Below are 15,671 nucleotides of genomic sequence, written 5' to 3' on the forward strand. Positions count from 1 at the left end.
CGGATTCGTGTGCGGAATTACGGGATGGGTGGACTACGAGCGTGACCTGACCGGCGAACGCCGTACGGCGCTGGACATGACGCGGACGATGCGGCTGCGCGGCCCGGACGACGAGGGCCTCTGGATCGACCCGCACGTCGCGCTGGGCCACCGGCGGCTGGCCGTCATCGATGTCGAGGGCGGCGTCCAGCCGATGAGCGAGGGCCCGGCGACCATCGTCTACAGCGGCGAGGTCTACAACTTCCGCGAGCTGCGTGAGGAACTGGTGTCCCACGGGCACCGGTTCCGTACGCGCAGCGACACCGAGGTGGTCCTGCAGGCCTACCTCCGCTGGGGCGCCGGCCTGGTGGACCGGCTCAACGGGATGTTCGCCTTCGCCGTCTGGGACCGGCGAACCGAGGAGCTCCTCCTGGCCCGCGACCGCATGGGCATCAAGCCCCTCTACTACGCGCCCATGCCACACGGCGTGCTGTTCGGCTCCGAGCCCAAGGCGATCCTCGCCAACCCCGGCTTCACCGCCCGCGTGGACGAGGACGGCCTGTGCGAGGTGCTGACCATGTCCAAGACGCCCGGCCACGCGATCTTCCTCGGCATGCGCGAGGTCGTGCCCGGTCACACCGTGCGCGTCTCCCGCGAGGGCATCACCGACCGGGAGTACTGGGCGCTGACCGCCCAGGAGCACACCGACGACGTCCAGACCACCGTCCGGCACGTACGCGAGCTGCTCGACGACATCGTGGAGCGCCAGCTGATCTCCGACGTGCCGCTGTGCACCCTGCTGTCCGGCGGGCTGGACTCCAGCGCGCTGACCGCCCTCGCCGACCTCGCCCTCGGGCCCGAGAGCGTACGGTCCTTCGCGGTCGACTTCGTGGACGAGACCGGCGGGTTCATCCCGGACGAGCTGCGGTCCACCTCGGACACCCCGTACGTCCACGACGTGGCCAAGCACGTCGGCTCGCTGCACACCGACGTCGTGCTGCGCACCGACCAGCTCGCCTCGCCGCGGATCATGGACAGCGTGCTGCGGGCCCGCGACCTGCCGGGGATGGGCGACATGGACGCCTCGCTGTACCTGTTGTTCGAGGAGATCAGAAGGCACTCCACCGTCGCGCTGTCGGGAGAGTCGGCCGACGAGGTCTTCGGCGGCTACCCGTGGTTCCATGACCCGGACATCGTGAACACCCCCACCTTCCCGTGGGCCATGACCTCGTTCGCCAACGGCCGCGACCTGCTCGACCCGGACCTGAACGCGCGGGTGGAGGCCTACCAGGACCGCCGGTACCACGAGGCCCTGGAGGAGGTGCCGTATCTGCCCGGCGTGAGCGCGCTGGAGCGGCGGATGCGGGAGATCTGTTACCTCCACCTCACCCGCATGGTCCGCGTCCTGCTGGACCGCAAGGACCGGCTGAGCATGGCCGTCGGCCTCGAGGTACGCGTGCCGTACTGCGACCACCGCCTCGTGGAGTACGTCTTCAACACGCCCTGGGCGTACAAGACCTACGACGGGCGGGAGAAGAGCCTCCTGCGCGGGGCCGTCGCCGACGCGCTACCGGGGTCGGTCGTCCAGCGCGTCAAGAGCCCGTACCCGGCGACGCAGAACGCCAGCTACGAGAAGGCGATCAGAGAGCGGCTCGGCGAGATCGTCGCCGACCCGGCAGCGCCGATCCGGCCCTACCTCGACCCGGCCGCGGTCGAGGTCGCGCTGCGGCGGCCGATCGGGCACGCCAGCCTCCAGCGCGACCGCATCGGGCTTGAACGCGCGGTGTCCCTCAACGACTGGCTGACGGCCTATCGACCGGCCTCTGTCTAGCCAGGGCCTGTCTCGAAGTCCCGCTGTCCTACTGCGCGACGCCCAGGCGGCGCCTCGCCGCGTTGTCGTCGGTCGCCGGCCAGCACCAGGCCGACTCCTCCTCCGCCTTGCGACGCGCCGCCTGGACACCGCTCGCCACGAACGGAGACCTCGAGACAGGCTTTAGCGCTCACTCCTCAGCTTGGCGATGCGGTTCTCGTACATGCGCAGGAAGTCGGCGCGTGCGGCGTGCGCGCGTTCGTAGTCGCGCAGCTCGCCGACCTGCCGGGCGTCGAGGCCGCGCAGCCGGGCGCGTACGGAGGCCAGGGTCGCCTCGTCGTATCCCGACACGGGCAGGTCCTTGGCGGACGGTGCCGCCGGGGCCTTCGCCGCGGCCGCCGGCTTGGGCTTGGCGGCGGGCTTCGGCTTGGCCGGCGCGGCCTCCTTGGCGGCGGGCTTCGGCTTCGGTTTCGGGGCCGGTTTCGGCTTCGGCGCCTTCGTGGTCGTCGTCGCGGTCGCGGCGGGCTTCGGCCGGGTCTCGGCGGAGGGCCGTGACGGCGGCGCGGTGGCCGGCTTGGGCGGCGAGGCGGGACGTGTCGTCGCGGCGGGCCTGGGCGCGGGCCTGCTCGCGGGCTTCGCCGCCGCGGGCTTGGGCTTGCCGACGGAGATCTCCGAGTCGGTGGTGGCGCGGCTCGCCGGGGGCTCCTCGGCCTTGCCGTTGCCCGCGACCTTTCCGACGACCATGCCGGTGAGGTTCTCGGCGTCGTCTTTCAGGCGGCCTAGGACGGGCCCCAGCCCGGACTCGCGCGCCTCGCGGTAGTCCTTGCGGACACGGTCGGTCAGCAGGAGAGCCCGCCCGACACCCATGACCGCCAGCCGGGCAGCATGGATGGGGAGCTCGCTGACGGTGTCCCTGACATGTTCTTTCAGGCGGCGTGGCGTTCGTGTCATCGTTTGTTTCTGCTCCCTCCAGCCCTTTACAAACGGACTGGTCGGTACCCTACGGTCCTGTCCACGAACACTCTGCCCTACCGTGGCGCGGCGTTCACGCCCCGTGGCCGGGTTTCACGCACGCGAATCGGCGGTGTCGTGAGCGCGCCTACGATGGGACCCATGACTCGTCGCGTTCTCCTGGCCAAGCCGCGTGGGTACTGCGCGGGTGTCGATCGAGCCGTACAGACGGTGGAGCTGGCGCTGGAACGCTATGGCGCCCCCATCTACGTGCGCAAACAGATCGTCCACAACGTCCATGTGGTCAAGACCCTCGAGGAGCGGGGCGCCGTCTTCGTCGACGAGACCGAAGAGGTGCCCGAGGGCGCCATCGTCGTCTTCTCCGCCCACGGTGTGGCCCCGGTCGTGCACGACGAGGCAAAGAGCCTCAGCCTGCGTACGATCGACGCCACCTGCCCGCTGGTCACCAAAGTGCACAAGGAGGCCAAGCGCTTCGCCTCCTCCGACTACGACATCCTCCTCATCGGCCACGAGGGCCACGAAGAGGTCGTCGGCACCAGCGGTGAGGCCCCCGAGCACGTCCAGCTCGTCGACGGGCCGGGCGACGTGGCGAACATCACGGTCCGCGACCCGGAGAAGGTCGTGTGGCTGTCCCAGACCACGCTGTCGGTGGACGAGACCACTGCCACGGTCGACGCGCTGCGCGCCCGCTTCCCCAAGCTGCTCGACCCGCCCTCGGACGACATCTGCTACGCCACCCAGAACCGCCAGGTCGCGGTGAAGGAGATCGCCGCGGAGTCGCAGCTCGTGATCGTGGTCGGCTCGCGCAACTCCTCCAACTCCGTACGCCTCGTCGAGGTCGCCAAGGACCACGGCGCCGACGCGTCGTACCTCATCGACTACGCCGAGCAGATCGAGCCGTCCTGGCTCGACGGCGTGACGACGGTCGGTGTGACGAGCGGTGCCTCGGTGCCGGAGGAGCTCGTCGCGGGCGTTCTGGCGCGCCTCGCCGAGCACGGGTTCGACGAGGTCGAGGAGGTCGAGTCGGTGCGCGAGCGCATGGTCTTCGCCCTGCCGCACGAGCTCCGCCGCGACCTGCGCGCCGTCTGACCTCTCAGTCGGCGGCGTGCCGGCCGGGTGTCTCGTCCCAGCGGACCGGGTCGTCGTCCTCGTCCTTGCGGCCGAGCAGGGACGTGCGGCCGCGGAACGGATGGTCGGCGGCGATCCCGGCGCTCAGCTCCCGGAGGTTGGCGGGCAGGCCGCGCGGCACCGCGATCACCACCACGAGCACCGCGCCGGCGAACAGCCACGGCATGCCGGAGGTCAGCGTCGTGACCAGGGTGAGCAGCACGCTCACCAGGAACGACCGCTCTCCGAACGAGCCCACGACCGCCGACAGCAGCGACACCCCGAAGAAGATCAGCGGCGGGCTGACCACGAGCGTCAGCAGGTCCGTACGGCGGGTCGCCAGCACCGCGAGCAGGCAGCCGAGGACGAACAGGAAGCCCTGGGCGGAGTGCAGGCCGAACAGGCCGCCGCCGATCGCGCCCACCAGCGTCGCGCTGAGCACGACGACAACGCCGCCCCGGCCGGTCAGAGTGACCGCCGGGCCGGCGGCGCGTGGGCGCCGTGACGCCCCCGTCGTGGAAGTGGACGCCGTCTTGGGGCCTCCACGCGTGTCCGTTGCCACCAGCCGTCCCAGAGTCGAGCGTGCCTGACCGTACGGTAACCCGCTCCAGGGGGTCACGTCCCGCGACACGACGTTACCGTCGTCAAGGAAGCAGGCGGATCTGGCGGTTCTCGTCGGCGTCGTCGGCGAGTTCGGCCGCCGAGAGCGAGCGGGCCGGCTCTCCCACCTGCTGCGGCGGGTCCAGCTCCGCGTCGGTGACCCCGAGCTCGTTCAGCCGCCGCGCGGTGACGAGGACGCGGCTCTCCAGAGAGCCGACCGTACGGTTGTAGGACACGACGGCGTTCGTGAGCGACTTGCCGAGCTGGTCGACGTGACGGCCCAGCGTGCCGAGGCGCTCGTACAGCTCGCGGCCGAGCTCGAACACCGCGCGGGCGTTCTCCGACAGCGCCTCCTGCTGCCAGGCGTAGTGCGCGGTGCGCAGCATCGTGATGAGCGTCGTGGGCGTGGCGATGTGCACGCGGCGGCGCATCGCGTACTCCAGGAGCTCCGGGTCGCGGTCGAGGGCGGGCGCCAGGAACGCCTCTCCCGGAACGAACAGCACCACGAACTCCGGGGTGGGGCTGAAGGAGCGCCAGTACGCCTTGGCGGCGAGCCGGTCGACGTGCTCGCGCAGGTGCCGGGCGTGCGCGTCGAGCCGTCCCTTCCACACGGCGGCCTCGTCGGTGCCGGCCGCCTCCAGGTACGCGGCGAGCGACACCTTGGAGTCCACGACGATGTTCTTGCCGCCCGCGAGGCGTACGACGAGGTCGGGGCGCTGGCCGCCCGGTGCCGTCGCCTGCTCGTCGAAGTCGCAGTGGCGGGTCATCCCGGAGATCTCCACCACGCGCCGGAGCTGCAGTTCGCCCCACCGGCCGCGCGCCTCGGGCCGCTGCAGGGCGCGTACGAGGGTGTGGGTCTCGTGGCGGAGCTGGTCGGAGCTCTGGCGGACGAACTCGACCTGCTTGGCGAGCATCGCGTGCGACTCGCGCCGGCCCGTCTCGACCTCGCGCAGCTGCTCCTCGACGCGCCCGAGAGTGTCCTTGAGCGGCGCGATGCGCTTGTCGAGCTCTCCGGCGGCCTCGGCGTTCGCGGTGGCCAGGCGGGTGCCGGCCAGCTCCAGGAAACGCTGGTTGCTGGCGTCGAGGGCCTGGGCGGACAGCGACTGGAAGCGCTCGGTGAGGCGTTCCTCGACGTAGGCGACCTTCTCCTCGGCCGCCTTCGCGCGCGCCGTGATCATCGCCGTACGGCTCCGCGCCCATGCCACCCCCGCGACGGCACCGACGACGAGACCGACGACCAAGCCGAGAAGAACGTCCATTACCGCATCGTGACAAAGCGAACGCGCCGATGCCGGGACGACGCGCGGGCCATGCCCGACGCGAATCGTTGGGGGACTCCTGCACACCCGAGAATTAGGGTGTCCCCATGCAGCGGCCGCGGCGTCCCGGGAAGCTCACCGCAGTGGCGCTCGTCGCGCTCGTGATCGTCGTCGCGGGCACCGGCGTGCTGGCGTACATCTCACGGACCGGCCCGGCGTACCGGACGCCGGTGGCGTGCTCGCTGCTCACTCAGGCGCAGGTCGACGCGTACGTGCCCGGTGCGGTGCCGGGCGACGACGGTGACGGGTACTACTGCCCGTGGGCCGCGACGGGCGGTACGGGCCGGCTGACGGTGGCGGTGGAGGTCCTCCCCGGCGAGCGGCCGCGCGTCGGGGCGGCGGAGAGCCGGTACGGCGTCCGGCGGCGGCAGGCCGGCACGACGGTCAGAAAACTGTCGCTCGGCGACGAGTCGTTCATGGCGTGCGTCTCGCAGGGCTGCCGGTCCTGCACGCGGGTGAGCAATGTCGTGTTCACCCTGGAGCTGCGGGGCGGCGCGCGTGACCCCGCCTCCTCGGTGCGGGCGCTCACGGCGCAGGCGGTCCGGCACATGCGCGGGCTCCGCGGATGACGGCCCGGGTGCTCCGGGGCCGTAGACTCGCCGTCCGTGAGCTTGTCCATCGGAATCGTCGGTCTGCCCAACGTCGGCAAGTCGACGCTCTTCAACGCGCTGACCAAGAACACCGCTCTCGCGGCGAACTACCCGTTCGCCACGATCGAGCCGAACGTCGGCGTGGTCGGATTGCCCGACCCGCGCCTCGACGAGCTCGCGCGGCTGTACGACTCCGCCAAGATCGTGCCGGCGACCATGCAGTTCGTCGACATCGCCGGCATCGTGAAGGGCGCCTCGGAGGGGCAGGGGCTGGGCAACCAGTTCCTCGCCAACATCCGGGAGACCGACGCGATCTGCCAGGTCATCCGAGTGTTCGACGACCCGGACGTGACGCACGTCGACGGTGACGTGGCGCCCCTGCGCGACATCGAGACGATCAACACCGAGCTGATCCTCGCCGACCTCCAGACGCTGGAGAAGGCCCTGCCGCGCCTCGACAAGGAGGCACGGACGACCAAGGACAAGGACCGGCTCGCGGTGGTCGAGGCCGCCCAGGCGGCGCAGAAGGTCCTCAACGAGGGCACGACGCTCTACGCCTCCGGCCACGACCTGGGCGTCCTGCGTGAGCTGCACCTGCTCACCGCCAAGCCGTTCCTCTACGTCTTCAACGTCGACGAGGACGAACTGGGCGATGAGGACCTGCGCGGGCGGATGCAGGCGCTCGTCGCGCCGGCCGAGGCGATCTTCCTGGACGCCAAGATCGAGTCGGAGCTGATCGAGCTGCCCGACGACGAGGCGCTGGAGCTGCTGCAGTCGACCGGCCAGCAGGAGCCCGGGCTCCTGCAGCTCGTACGGGTCGGGTTCGACACGCTGGGCCTGCAGACGTTCCTCACCGCGGGGCCGAAGGAGTCGCGGGCGTGGACGATCCCGAAGGGCGCGAGCGCTCCGGAGGCCGCCGGCGTCATCCACACCGACTTCCGCACCGGGTTCATCAAGGCCGAGATTGTTTCGTATGACGATCTCATCGCGGAACGCTCGGTAGCCGCCGCCCGATCCGCCGGGAAGGCCCGGATGGAGGGCAAAGAGTACGTCATGCAAGATGGCGACGTTGTGGAGTTCCGCTTCAACGTGTAGCGCGGAGAGATGAACCTCGCCTTCCGGTAATACCGCTCGTCACTCGGAGTTATCCACAGCCGCGTGCCGGGGCTGTGCATCCCCGTTGAACCCTGGAACAATTGACCGCCGTGGTTAGGGTGGTAAATCAAACACCAGTAGATGGATAACACGGCGCGCCGATCCGGCTGGGCAGGCGCGAGCGGAGGGACGATGGCTCGCAGGTCGTCCGGCGTCGTAGACGCCGGTACCCCCGGTTACCCGCCGGGCGGTTTCGGGCCCGCCGACCCCTGGGACGCACCAGAGGAGAAGGGGCGGCGCGGCAAGGGCCGCCGTGGGTCCGGCGGCGGTGGTCGTGGCGACCGCGGCGGCTGGGGAGGTTCCGGCGGACGGTGGTGGATCTACGTCGGCCGCGTCATCCTCTGGGCTTTCCTCATCGTCGTGCTGGTCAACGGCGTGCGGGCGCCGTTCGAGCGGTTCACCGAGAAGTCGGCGACGCCGACGACGCCGACCTCGGGAAAGCCGGCCTTTCCCGCGGAGCAGGCGTCCTCATATGCGCTTTCGTTCGCCGACGTCTACCTCAACTACGATCCGGCTGTGGCGGCGGACCGGGAGAAACAGCTCGCGCAATTCATCGCGCCCGGAGTCGACCCGCAGCTGGGCTGGGGCAACGCCGGAAAGTCGGTGCTGCGATCGGCCCAGGTCTTCTCGGTCGACGCGCAGGATGTCAACCGGGCCGTCGTGACGCTTCTGGTCCAGGCGAACGACCGGCTGTTCCAGTTGGCCGTGCCGGTCTACGCCAAGGACGGCGCGCTGGCGATATCGGGCCGGCCCGCGGCGCTCCCGGCGCCGCCGAGGGCGGCGCTGCCGTCCGCCAACCAGGACCGTGACTCGGCGCTCGAAACCGAGTTGCAGGAGCCCCTCACGGGCTTCTTCAAGGCCTACGGGAGCGGCGACACGTCCTCGCTCCAGCGCTACTCCGACCCGCCCGTGACGGGCCTCGGCAACGCCTACGCCCTGAGCGCGCTGAAGGAGATCAACGCGCCGCAGGGCAACGCGAACTCGCGGACGGTCAATGCGACCGTGGTCTGGCAGGTCTCGCCTGTTCAGAACAAAGCCTCGGGCGGCACGCTCGAGCAGACCTACCAGCTCACCATGGTCAAGAAAGATGGCAATTGGTACGTAACGGACATTCGAGGTTCAACGCTTCCGGCCGCGTCATGACGTGGCGCCGGCCTCATTCGAGCACTGAGATCCACTCCCTGACCGAGGAAGGCTAGGTCGATGATTCAGCATATGTTGGCGATGCTCCCGCAGCACGTGAGCGCGGAGCCCGCCAATGGCCTGAACACCGATGATCTCGCGAAATGGCTTCGACAGATCTTCGGACCGCTGTTCCTGGTCATCGTCTCGATTGTCGCGATCTTCTTTCTCTTCACGAGAGAGATCACGCGATTTGTGCAGTTCATTATTCTTGCTATCGGAATCGGAGTGATCTTCTACGTTCCGAATATCATCGAGACGACGGCCAAGGCCATTGCCAAGGCACTAGGAGTAAGCATTACCTGATTGGTCCGGGTGCCGTGCTGTTCTGAATATGGCCGGTCTCAGTTAGGGGAGTGGGGCCCGCGTGGATCTGCCCACGTACACCAATATCTGGCGCATCGAGAAGCGGCTCTACAAGCTTTATGATCTCAACTTGCCGATGCCGCTGCCGTTGGTACAGATCGGCGTCTTCGTCGGCATCTTCCTGCCCTGGATCATTCTGCTCCAGATAGCTCAGGTGCCGTTCCACGCGCCCTGGCACGTGGTCTACATCGTGCCGCCGGGCGTGCTGACGTGGCTGGCCACCCGGCCGGTCATCGAGGGCAAGCGGCTCACCGAGCTGATGATCTCCCAGATCCGCTACCTCACCGAGGCCAAGACCTGGGCGCGGCTGACGCCGATGCGCGAGCCGGACGAGGTCGCGATCGTCGGCCGCGTGTGGCTGCGCCGCCGCGGCGTGTCCGGGCGGGTGCACGCCGGGCGCAGGCGCTCGCGCGGGGCACAGCCGTCCGTGGCGGCCGCCACCCAGGCCGACCAGAGCGCACCGCCGCTGCACGGGGCCGAGGCTCCGGTCCGGCCCGCGGCGGCACAGCCGGTGCGTGAGCCGTCTTCGGCGCGCCGTCCGGCCGCTCAGCCGGCGCGCGCGCAGCAGCGGCCGAGCCTGCGGCCGACGCCGCACGAGGGCACGGCCACGGTGTCGCCGTCGTCCGCCGGTTCGCCGGCGCGGCGCCCCGGCGAGCGGCGGGCCGCGCCCCGGCCGGGCTCGGGCGACCCCTGGGCGGCACGCGCGGACGACCCGCGCGTGACCCGCACCGACCACCCGCGCGTCCCGCCTCCTGTGGAGGACCCGAAGCCGGCCCGGACCGGCTCCGAAGAGCCGCAGGTCACGCGTGCCGAGACCGACGACCCGCGCGTGACACGACCCGAGACGGTCCGCCGGGACACGTTCCCGCCCGCGCCGCAGCGCGTCCACGGCTTCCCGGTCCCGACGCCCCCGCCCGCCGAGGGCTCCCCGGACGCGGACGGCACGGACCAGCCGGAACGCCCTGCGGCACGCGCGCCGGAGACCGACCGCCCGGCGGCCGGCCCCGGCGCCCCGCACCGCCCGGTGCGCCCGCGCAGCGCGTCCCACGAACCCGAGCGCCCGGCCACACCGACCGGACCGCAGCGGGTGACCCCGTTCGTCACTCCGGCGCCGTCCGGCAGGACCGGCACGCCCCCGGCACCGGGACTGCCGGGCCGGCCGGGCACGCCGGAGAGCCCCGACCTGGAACGCTTCGACACCCCGCCCCGGGCCGACCGCCCGGGCGACACCTCCGAGCCCACGCCTACGGGCGAGCGCCCGGACCTCGGCCGCTCCGCCACCCCGGCGGGCTCGGGCGATGTCTCCGAGCCCGGCAGGCCCACACTCGAACCGTCCGGCACGCCTGCGGTGACGGCGCGCCCTGGCGAGACCTCCGAGTCCGGTTCGCCCACCTCACCTGGCGAGCGCCGTTCCGGCGCACCGGTGGGGCCGGGCGAGGTCTCCGGGTCCGGTACGTCCACGCCGTCCGGCGAACGTCCCGGAAGCGATGCCGAGCGCTCCGGCGCGTCGACGCGCTCGGGCGAGACGCCCGGGTCCGACGCCTCTACGCCGTCCGGCGAGCGTCTTGGAAGCGATGCCGAGCGGTCCGGCGCGGCGGCGCGCCCGAGTGAGACGTCCGGCTCGCCTGCGCCTTCTGGCGGGCGTCCCGAGTCGGGGCGTTCGGGCGGTCCTGTTGGAGCCGGCGAGGTTTCCGGCTCCGGCACGTCGTCCGGTGAACGTCCGGGAGGCCACGGGTCGAGGGCGGCCGCGGATTCCGAGCGGTCCGGCGCGCCCGCGCTGCCGGCGCGCTCGGGCGAGACGTCCGGGTCCGGTGCTTCTACGCCTTCTGGCGGGCGTCCAGAGCTGGGACGTTCCGGCGGGCCTGCGGGGTCGGACGAGGCTTCCGAGTCCGGCATGTCCGTGCCTGCCGGCGAGCGTACGGACGGTTCCGGATCGAGCGAGGTCTTCGGGTCTGGGCGGTCCGGTGCGCATGTGCCACCGGCCCGGCCGGGTGAGCCGGCGAGTTCGAGCCGGTCCGAGGACTCCGCCGAGTCGCCGGAGGAGTCTCCGGCCTCTTCGGACGAGTCGCCTACACCCTCGTCCGCACCGGGTGCTCCGGGTGGGCGGCACGCGGCGCCCGGCCGGCGTTCTCCGGACTCCTCCGCCGGGGACGAGCAGGCCACCCGCGGGACGGGCGAGAAGACCCCGGACGCCGAGCAGGAGGACGACCGGCCGAGCGCCCAGGTCATCCGGCTCGTGCCGGGAGGCAAGCACGCCAAGCCCGGCGGCCGTGGCCCGGTCCCGCTCGAGCCGTCCGGCCAGGACAAGGAGCCGTCGAGCGCCGACCAGAGCCGGGAGGAGTCGCGTACGGCGGCCCGGCCGGACTCCGGCGAGGAACACGAGGAACACGAGGAGCCGCGGACGGCGTCGGCGGAGAGCGCCGAGGGCACGCCGAGCGACGAGGACGTGATCGCCTCCGCCCGTACCGACCAGATCGTCTGGCCCTCCAGAGGACGCCGGGCGGCGGAGTCGCGCGACGCCGACGACGCGCGGGAGAAGCCCTCGCCACAGGGCCCGCCGCCGGGGCCGTTCGCCCGGCCCGGCGGTCAGGTGCGCGGCAGGTCGCACGGCGAGGCTCCGGCCCCGCGCGAGACGCGGCCGACGGCACCGCACCCGAGCGCGCCACGGCCGTCCGTACCGAAGCCGGGCCAGGAACCCGCCGCGCAGGAGACTCCGCAGCAGCCCCCGCAGAGTCCCGCCGCGGGCCCGGGGCAGCGCCTGGAGCCTCCGCAGCCCGGCACACCGCGGCCCGGCACGCCGCCGAAGGCGCCCATGCCCCGGCTCACGCCGCCCCCGCAGGTTCCCCTTCCGACGGCGGCCGCCGCGCCACCGCCGCCGGCGCCCGCACGGCCGGTCACGCCTCCCGCGCGGCCCGGAGCGCCGCGCGGATGGGACCCGAACGCCGCGCCGTCGGAGTCGCCCGCCCGCGGCGTCCGATCGGGGCCGGCCTCACCCGTACGGCCCGGTCCGCTGCCCCAGGCCGGCGACCAGGACGACCGCGACGACGACGGCCGCGGCCTCCGGCGGATCTTCTCCGGCGGCGGCAGCGGCGAGGGCGACTACGAGCAGCGGGTGCGCACGGCGTTCGACGGCGCGCGCCGGGTCGTCGTACTCGGCTGCACCGGCGGCGCCGGGCAGACGGTGACCGGGCTCATGCTGGGCCACACGTTCGCCCAGCACCGCGGGGACCGGATCGTGGCGGTCGACGTCAACCCCGGTCCCGGTGCCATGGCGCGGCGCACCCGCACCGAGACCCGCGAGACGCTCACCTCGCTCATCACGCACGCCGAGCAGGTGACCGGCTACCAGATGATGCGCCGCTACACCTCCGTCTCCAAGTCGGGGCTTGAGGTCGTCGCCGCGGGGAAGAACCCCGTCCAGGCTCTCGACGATCGCGACTACGCGCTCGCGATGCGCACGCTCGACCGCTTCTACGCCGTCACGCTGCTGGACGCCGCCGCCGCGGTCGTCGCGCGCGTGCTCCCGTACGCCGACCAGATCGTGCTGGTGGCGCCGGCGAGTTCTGACGCACCCCGGGCGGTGGCGATGACCTTCGAGTGGCTCGACGGACACGGCTACGAGGAGCTCCGCTCCAAAGCGGTCACTGTGATCAACGGGGTGAGCCGCCGCAGCATGGAGGACGTCGAACAGGCCGAGTCCGTGGCGCGAGGCCGCTGCCGCGCGCTCGTGCGCATTCCGTGGGATGACCACCTCAGCCTCGACCGGGCACCTCGCAACGAGCTGCGCACACTGCGCTCGTCCACTCGCAAGGCCTACATTGCGCTCGGCGGCGTCGTCGCCGGAGGCCTCGTCCAAATCCCCGACCGCTACGCACAGCAGGAGTTCTCCCGATGAGCCGACCCGTGGGCCGCGAGCGCGGTGGATCGCTTAGGTATGGGGCGGTCCCGTGTGCCCCCGGCACAATGATCGAGGAGCGGGGAGGCCACCGATGAGCAGGCCGTCCAAGGTTCGCAGCAGACTGGCCGTACGTTATTTCGACGACCGGATCCTGCTCACCGACAACGCGGCGTGGGCCTACTTCCGGCTGCCGACGGTGTCGTATGAGTTCACCACGGGCGAGGAGCGCGAGGCGCTCGCCACCAACATCACGATCGCGATGGCCGGCATCCGCATGCAGGACGCCGAGATCCACCTGCGGATCGCGCACCGCACCTACCCTGCGGCCGAGTGGGCGCTGGCCCTGGACCAGACCTCCGACGGCGGCCCGGGCTGGCGTGACTACCTCGAGGAGATGTACGCCCACGTCTGGTCGAAGGACTTTTGGACCAAGGAGGTCTACCTCGGCGTGCGCCTCGGCCCTCGTGGTGTCGGCGCGCAGCTGTCCGGGGGAGCCTTCCGCCAGATGTTCGGCCTGTACAAGCGCAGCGAGGAGGCGCTCGGGCTGCACGACGACGCGATCCCCGAGAAGGAGATCGCGCGCTGGACCGAGCAGGCCGAGCGGCTCGGCCGCGCGCTGACCGGCAGTGCCCTGTACGCCCGGCACGCCACCTCGACGGAGGTCGCGTGGCTGTTCCAGCACGCCGCGAGCGGGGCGCTCACCGACCCGCCGCCGTCGGCCACGCCACGCCGCACGTGGGGCGCCGGCGAGATCGAGACGCTGGTCGAGGGCTCGATCGTCAACGGCCGCTCGAACCTGCGCATGGAACAGCCCGACGGCGCCTCGTACGCCGCCTACCTGTCGTTCGCGCGGTTCCCGGACCTGATGCCGTTCCCGGACGGCGAGCCGTGGCTGCACTTCGCCGACGCGCTGCCGTTCCCGGTCGAGGTGTCGGCGCGGATGAAGCTCGTCCCGCCGGCCAAGGCGTCCAAGGACGTCTCGCGCAAGCTCGCGCACGCCCGCGACATGGACCAGCACATCCGCGAGGCCGGCGCGGAGGCCCCGATCGCGCTCGCCGAGCAGATCGACGCGGCGCGGATGCTCGAGCACGGCATCACCAAGGAGCGGCTGCCGTTCGTGTACGGCTGGCACCGGCTGATCGTGTCCGCGCCGACCGAGGAGCTGCTCCAGCAGCGCGTCGACGCCGTCGTCGAGCACTACCGCGACCTCGGCATCGACATCGTCTGCTCGACCGGCGACCAGTTCTCGCTGTTCTGCGAGTCGCTGCCCGGCGACCGGATCCGGGTCAACGCCTACGCCCAGCGCCAGCCGCTGCGGACGATCGCCGGCGGCATGCCCACCGCGACGGTCGACCTCGGCGACCGGCTCGACGAGACCTCCGCCGGCTGGGTCGGCCCGTACATCGGGGAGACCCTCGGGCGGGCCCGTTCGATCGTCCACTTCGACCCGCTCGTAGCCGCCGCGCGCAACCGCCCGACCGCGGTCGCGATCACCGGCGAGCCCGGCGGTGGCAAGACGACGCTGGCTCTGCTGCTGATCTACCAGATGGCGCTGCGCGGGGTCACGATCGCCGCGATCGACCCCAAGGGCGACGCCGAGTCCCTGGTCGAGCTGTTGCGCAGGCGCGGGCGGCGGGCCCGTGTCCTGCCGCTCGGCTCCGCGGCCCCGGGTCTGCTCGACCCGTTCAGCTTCGGCGACGACCTGGCGACCAAGAAGACGATGGCCACCGAGACGCTCCGGCTGCTCCTGCCGCGCATGTCGGAGGAGCGCGAGTCCGCGATGATCCAGGCCGTGGGCGCGGTGGCCAACCAGCCGCAGCCCTCCCTCGGCAAGGTCGTCGACTACCTGGAGGCCACGAGCGACCCGGCCTCGAAGAACCTCGGCGCCGTGCTGCGCTCGATGTCGGAGATGAGCCTCGCCCGGCTCTGCTTCGACCCCTCCGGCGGCGAGCGCATCGACACCGCGGGCTGGACCACGGTGTTCACCCTCGGCGGCCTGACCCTGCCCGACGTCGCGATCCCGCGTGAGGACTACTCCTACGAGCAGCGGTTGTCGGTCGCGCTGATGTACCTCGTGTCGCAGTTCGCGCGGCGGCTGATGCACGGGCTGGACCGGCACCTGCCGAAGGCCATCTTCCTGGACGAGGCCTGGGCGATCACGCAGACGCCGGAGGGCGCCAAGCTGATCCCCGAGGTGTCCCGTATGGGACGTTCGCGGAACACCGCCCTGATTCTGGTGTCACAGAATGCCGGCGACCTTTTGAATGAACAGGTGACGAACTGCCTGTCATCGGTCTGGTCGTTCCGTTCGACGGAACGAAACGAGGTCGGCAACGTGATGGCCCTGCTCGGGGTGGAGAACTCCGACGAGCACAAGGCCGTCCTCCGCAACCTCGGCAACGGCGAGTGCATCTTCCGCGACCTCGACGGCCGCGCCGGGCGCATCGGCGTCGACCTCGTCTCCGACGAGCTGCTTCGCTGGCTCGACACCAACCCGACCCGTGCCAAGCCCGGAGAGGCCGCCGCGGGGGCGGCCCCGAACGGCCGCGGCGACGACGGGCCCCCCGGCCCGCAGAACGCTTCGCACGACCCGGCGACCGAAGTCACCCAGGAGGTTCCGCGATGAGGGTGCCCCCCACCCGCCGTCGGCGAAAGGTCGCGGAACGAGGCAGACCGGGAGGGAAGCGCAGGTC

11 protein-coding genes are annotated in these 15,671 nt (G+C 71.6%); 8 read left to right on the plus strand and 3 right to left on the minus strand.

The features are described 5' to 3' along the window. Positions 1 to 7 precede the first annotated feature (7 nt). Entirely contained in the window at positions 8 to 1,810 is a 1,803-nt protein-coding gene (asnB, locus tag QWU11_RS08445; protein ID WP_290104489.1) for an asparagine synthase (glutamine-hydrolyzing), read from the plus strand. A 162-nt stretch (positions 1,811 to 1,972) separates the two neighbouring features. Here asnB and QWU11_RS08450 read toward each other — a convergent pair whose 3' ends face one another. Then, positions 1,973 to 2,740, minus strand: coding sequence for a hypothetical protein (locus QWU11_RS08450; RefSeq protein WP_290104490.1), 768 nt, complete (start codon positions 2,738 to 2,740; stop codon positions 1,973 to 1,975). 162 nt (positions 2,741 to 2,902) lie between these two features. Between QWU11_RS08450 and QWU11_RS08455 the strand changes: the two genes are divergently transcribed. Further along, positions 2,903 to 3,850 carry a 4-hydroxy-3-methylbut-2-enyl diphosphate reductase gene (locus QWU11_RS08455; RefSeq protein ID WP_290104491.1) on the plus strand — a complete coding sequence of 316 codons (948 nt, stop codon included), beginning with the start codon at positions 2,903 to 2,905 and terminating at the stop codon, positions 3,848 to 3,850. Positions 3,851 to 3,854: 4 nt separating this feature from the next. Here QWU11_RS08455 and QWU11_RS08460 read toward each other — a convergent pair whose 3' ends face one another. Next, a complete protein-coding gene (locus QWU11_RS08460; RefSeq protein ID WP_354670817.1) occupies positions 3,855 to 4,499 on the minus strand; it encodes a DUF6542 domain-containing protein in 645 nt (214 codons plus the stop codon). A 13-nt stretch (positions 4,500 to 4,512) separates the two neighbouring features. Beyond that, positions 4,513 to 5,727 carry a DNA recombination protein RmuC gene (locus QWU11_RS08465; RefSeq protein ID WP_290104493.1) on the minus strand — a complete coding sequence of 405 codons (1,215 nt, stop codon included), beginning with the start codon at positions 5,725 to 5,727 and terminating at the stop codon, positions 4,513 to 4,515. A gap of 107 nt (positions 5,728 to 5,834) precedes the next feature. Between QWU11_RS08465 and QWU11_RS08470 the strand changes: the two genes are divergently transcribed. From QWU11_RS08470 to QWU11_RS08495, 6 genes are all read left to right on the plus strand, one after another. Then, entirely contained in the window at positions 5,835 to 6,356 is a 522-nt protein-coding gene (locus tag QWU11_RS08470) for a hypothetical protein (protein WP_290104494.1), read from the plus strand. A gap of 36 nt (positions 6,357 to 6,392) precedes the next feature. Then, positions 6,393 to 7,472: a redox-regulated ATPase YchF gene (gene ychF / locus QWU11_RS08475; protein ID WP_290104495.1), complete on the plus strand. Its 1,080-nt coding sequence runs from the start codon at positions 6,393 to 6,395 to the stop codon at positions 7,470 to 7,472. 420 nt (positions 7,473 to 7,892) lie between these two features. Further along, on the plus strand, positions 7,893 to 8,675 hold the full coding sequence (locus QWU11_RS08480) for a conjugal transfer protein (RefSeq protein ID WP_290104496.1): 783 nt from the start codon (positions 7,893 to 7,895) through the stop codon (positions 8,673 to 8,675). An 81-nt stretch (positions 8,676 to 8,756) separates the two neighbouring features. Then, positions 8,757 to 9,020, plus strand: a complete 264-nt coding sequence (locus tag QWU11_RS08485; protein ID WP_290104688.1) for a hypothetical protein — start codon at positions 8,757 to 8,759, stop codon at positions 9,018 to 9,020. Between the two features lie 61 nt (positions 9,021 to 9,081). Further along, a complete protein-coding gene (locus QWU11_RS08490) occupies positions 9,082 to 12,975 on the plus strand; it encodes a TcpE family conjugal transfer membrane protein (RefSeq protein ID WP_290104497.1) in 3,894 nt (1,297 codons plus the stop codon). A 94-nt stretch (positions 12,976 to 13,069) separates the two neighbouring features. Continuing rightward, positions 13,070 to 15,604, plus strand: a complete 2,535-nt coding sequence (locus QWU11_RS08495; protein WP_290104498.1) for an ATP-binding protein — start codon at positions 13,070 to 13,072, stop codon at positions 15,602 to 15,604. The last annotated feature ends 67 nt before the right edge of the window (positions 15,605 to 15,671 follow it).

The organism is Actinomadura sp. DC4 (assembly GCF_030406325.1).
Lineage (GTDB): Bacteria > Actinomycetota > Actinomycetes > Streptosporangiales > Streptosporangiaceae > Actinoallomurus.